General features: G+C 68.5%; 4 protein-coding genes. 1 reads left to right on the top strand and 3 read right to left on the bottom strand.

What is annotated here, in order from left to right; all coding sequences use genetic code 11:
• Positions 1–130 precede the first annotated feature (130 nt).
• Complete coding sequence (locus I6U14_RS07810; RefSeq protein ID WP_296898250.1) at positions 131–397, bottom strand: hypothetical protein; 267 nt, start codon at positions 395–397, stop codon at positions 131–133.
• Between the two features lie 181 nt (positions 398–578).
• On the opposite strand from I6U14_RS07810, the gene pstS reads away from it, so the two are divergent.
• Entirely contained in the window at positions 579–1,646 is a 1,068-nt protein-coding gene (gene pstS, locus I6U14_RS07805) for a phosphate ABC transporter substrate-binding protein PstS (protein ID WP_296898249.1), read from the top strand.
• A gap of 40 nt (positions 1,647–1,686) precedes the next feature.
• Here pstS and sdhB read toward each other — a convergent pair whose 3' ends face one another.
• Positions 1,687–2,469, bottom strand: coding sequence for a succinate dehydrogenase iron-sulfur subunit (gene sdhB, locus I6U14_RS07800; protein WP_296898248.1), 783 nt, complete (start codon positions 2,467–2,469; stop codon positions 1,687–1,689).
• The gene (locus I6U14_RS07795; protein WP_296898246.1) at positions 2,469–2,897 is read right to left on the bottom strand and encodes a hypothetical protein; all 429 of its coding nucleotides are present in this window, start codon (positions 2,895–2,897) and stop codon (positions 2,469–2,471) included. The genes sdhB and I6U14_RS07795 overlap by 1 nt, the downstream gene beginning before the upstream one ends.
• Positions 2,898–2,972 lie beyond the last annotated feature (75 nt).

The following is a 2,972-nucleotide window of genomic DNA, read 5'->3' as shown; positions in this document are numbered from 1 at the left end:
GCGCGGACCGGCGCGGCGGCGGGCTCGCGCTGCTGCCCCCAGGTCGCCCTCCCCACCCGTTCTTCCACCGGTCCCCTCTAGCCGCCTCCCTTCTCCCGCCGCCTGAGCCACGCCCCCAGGTCCTGGGCATTCAGCTCCAGGTCCACGGCAAGCAGCTGGCGCGCCTCACCAGCGCACAGCCGTGCTCGCGCGCCTCGGCCAGCAGATGCGCGGTGATGACATTCTTGATGCGGTCCTTGCGTGCCACCGCAGGCTGCTCGGCCTGCGCCAATGCGATGGCAGCGAGGTCTTTGATGCCGCGCCGAAGCGGGTGGGCGTGCCGCGCGGGATCGTCGATACGGCAGTCGTGCGTGAGGAAGGCGGCCTTCGGCTCAAGTGCACAGTCTCGTGGGCGCAATGCGAGCCCTCGTGAACATGACAATCACATGACGATTCGATGACCGGTTCGCGGTGGCAAAGGCGTGGCTTGGGGCCATAGACTCCGGCGCCGGAGCAGGAGTGAGACCTTACCCGGGTCGGACCGAGCCCTGCATCCATCTGCGACATCTCATCATCGCTTTGGAGCCGAGGACCGATACATGAACCATCCCCGTCGCCCGATGGCCCGGCTGCGCCATCTGCTCATGGCCGCACTGCTGTGCAGTCTGGCCGCCCCAACGCAGGCCGAGCAAGCCGAGCAGGCCGAGCAGGATAGCAGCCTCAAGCTCCTCGGCACCGGGGCCAGCTTCCCGGCACCGCTGTATCTCCGTTGGTTCCGCGACTACTACCTGGCTCATCCAAACGTTCAGGTGGACTACCAGAGCATCGGCAGCGCCGGCGGCGTCAGGGACCTGATCGGCGGCCAAGTGGACTTCGCGGGCTCCGATGTGCCGCTCACCGAAGAAGAAGCCGCGCAAGTGTCCGGCGGCGTGCGCCAACTGCCCATGGCGGCCGGCGCAATCGTGGTGGTCTACAACCTGGAGGCAGTGCCGGAGCTGAAGCTGAGCCGGGATGCAATGGTGGGGATCTTCTCCGGCAGCATCGCGCGATGGAATGATAAGGCCATCGCCGCCACCAACCCGGACGTGACTCTGCCGGATTTGCCCATCGTTGTAGTGGCGCGCGCCGATGCCAGCGGCACCACCTATAAGTTCACGCGCCACCTGAGCGCGCTGAGCCCCCAGTTTGCGGCAGAGGTCGGCACCGCCATGAAGCCGGACTGGACGGATGCCCTCAAGGCGCGTGCCGGGCTGGTCCGCGCGCCCGGCAACGGCGGCGTCGCGGCCACTGTTCGTGCCGTGCCGGGCAGCATCGGCTATGTGCAGTACGCCTGGGGCTTCCTGCCGGGCCTCAGCATCGCCGCATTGGAAAACCGCGCCGGTCAGATCGTCGCCCCCAGCAAGGCCAACTTCGATGCGGCGCTCGACTCCATCATGACGAGCCAAGACATCGCCAACACGACGGACCCGGCGGGTGCAGATGCCTACCCCATCATCGGCGTGTCCTGGCTGATACTGCGCAAAGAGTATGACGACCCGGCGAAACTGCCGGCGCTGAAGGCCGTCATCGACTACGCGATGGGGCCGGGCCAGGCGGTCACCGACCAGCTCGGCTATGTACGCTTCCCGGAGGCGGTGACCGAGTACGTCGAGGGCCAGCTCGAGTAGCAGCCTGAACGAGAACCCGCGGGCGGGTCGGCGACGCCGATCAGGCGCCGAATAGGTCTTTGAGCGCCTGCACCGTCGTCTGCCGCCCCAGCTCGCCGATGGCCGTGGTCAGCGGTATGTCCTTGGGGCACACGCGCACGCAATTCTGGGCGTTGCCGCAGTCGCTCAAGCCACCCTCGGCCATGATGGCGTGCAGCCGCTCGGACTTGTCGTAGCGCCCGAGCGGGTGCGCGTTCAGCAGGCGCACCTGGGCGAGGGCGGCGGGTCCGACGAAGCCGTCTTCGCCCGCCGGCTCGTCGCCGAACTGCGGGCAGGCCGCGAGGCAGATGCCACAGCCCATGCAGCGGCTGTAGAGATAGTCCGCGGCCCACTGACGCTGAGAGATGCGCGGCGAGCGCTCGTGCGTGTCCCACGGGCCATCCAGGCGCACCCAGGCCTGGACGCGCTCTAAGCTCTCGAAGAGCCGCGCGCGGTCCACCATCAGATCCCGCACCACCGGGAACTTCGGCAAGGGCTCCAGGCGGATCACATCGCCCAGCTCGGAGAGCAGCGTCGAGCACGATGGCCTGGGGTGGCCGTCGATGAGCATGGCGCAGGCGCCACAGACCTCCTCCATGCAGTTGTGCTCGAACGCCACGGGGTCCACGCGCTTGCCGTCGACGGTGACGGGGTCGAGCCGCAGCGCGCGCAGCACCGAGACGACGTTGTCGTCGGGCTTGGCTGGCACCCGGAAGCGCTGCCAGTAAGGCGGCGTGTCCGGGGCGTCCTGGCGGCGGATCTGCAGCTCGACGCTGCGGCTGTGCGGTGCGCTGGCCAGGCCCATCAGCGGTAATCCCGCGGCTGATCCGGTGCCAGCACGCTCAGGTCTACGGGCTCGAATTCGATGTGCGGACCCTCGGCGGTGTGCTCAGCGACGGAGGTCTTGAGCCAGCGCTCGTTGCCGGCACGCCAGCGCTCGCGGTAGTGCTCCCAGTCCGGGCTGTCGGCCTCCCGGGCCGACGGCAACGGCAAATCGAATTCGGGCTTGTAGTGGGCGCCGCGACACTCGTCCCGGGCGCGCGCGCTCGCCGCCATGACGCGGGCGAGGCGGATCATGTCCTGCACCTGCCGGGCATGGGCCAGGGTCTGGTTGGCCCAAGTGCTCGCTTCACCCAGGGCCATGCGCGCGGCGCGCCGATCCAGCTCGGCCAACTCGTCCAGCGCCAGATCCAGGCTCGCGTTGTAGCGCACCACGCCGAAGCCGCTGGTCATCAAGCCGCCCAGCCCGTCGGGCAGCAGCTAAGGAATCACACTGGCTTGCGCTGCCCTCAGCCAGGGGTTGGTTGC

It is taken from the genome of Thiohalocapsa sp., from assembly GCF_019695415.1.
In the GTDB taxonomy this organism is placed as follows: domain Bacteria; phylum Pseudomonadota; class Gammaproteobacteria; order Chromatiales; family Chromatiaceae; genus Thiohalocapsa.
The sequence above is the reverse complement of the archived record's forward strand: the minus strand, read 5'-3'. Positions and strand labels throughout refer to the sequence as shown.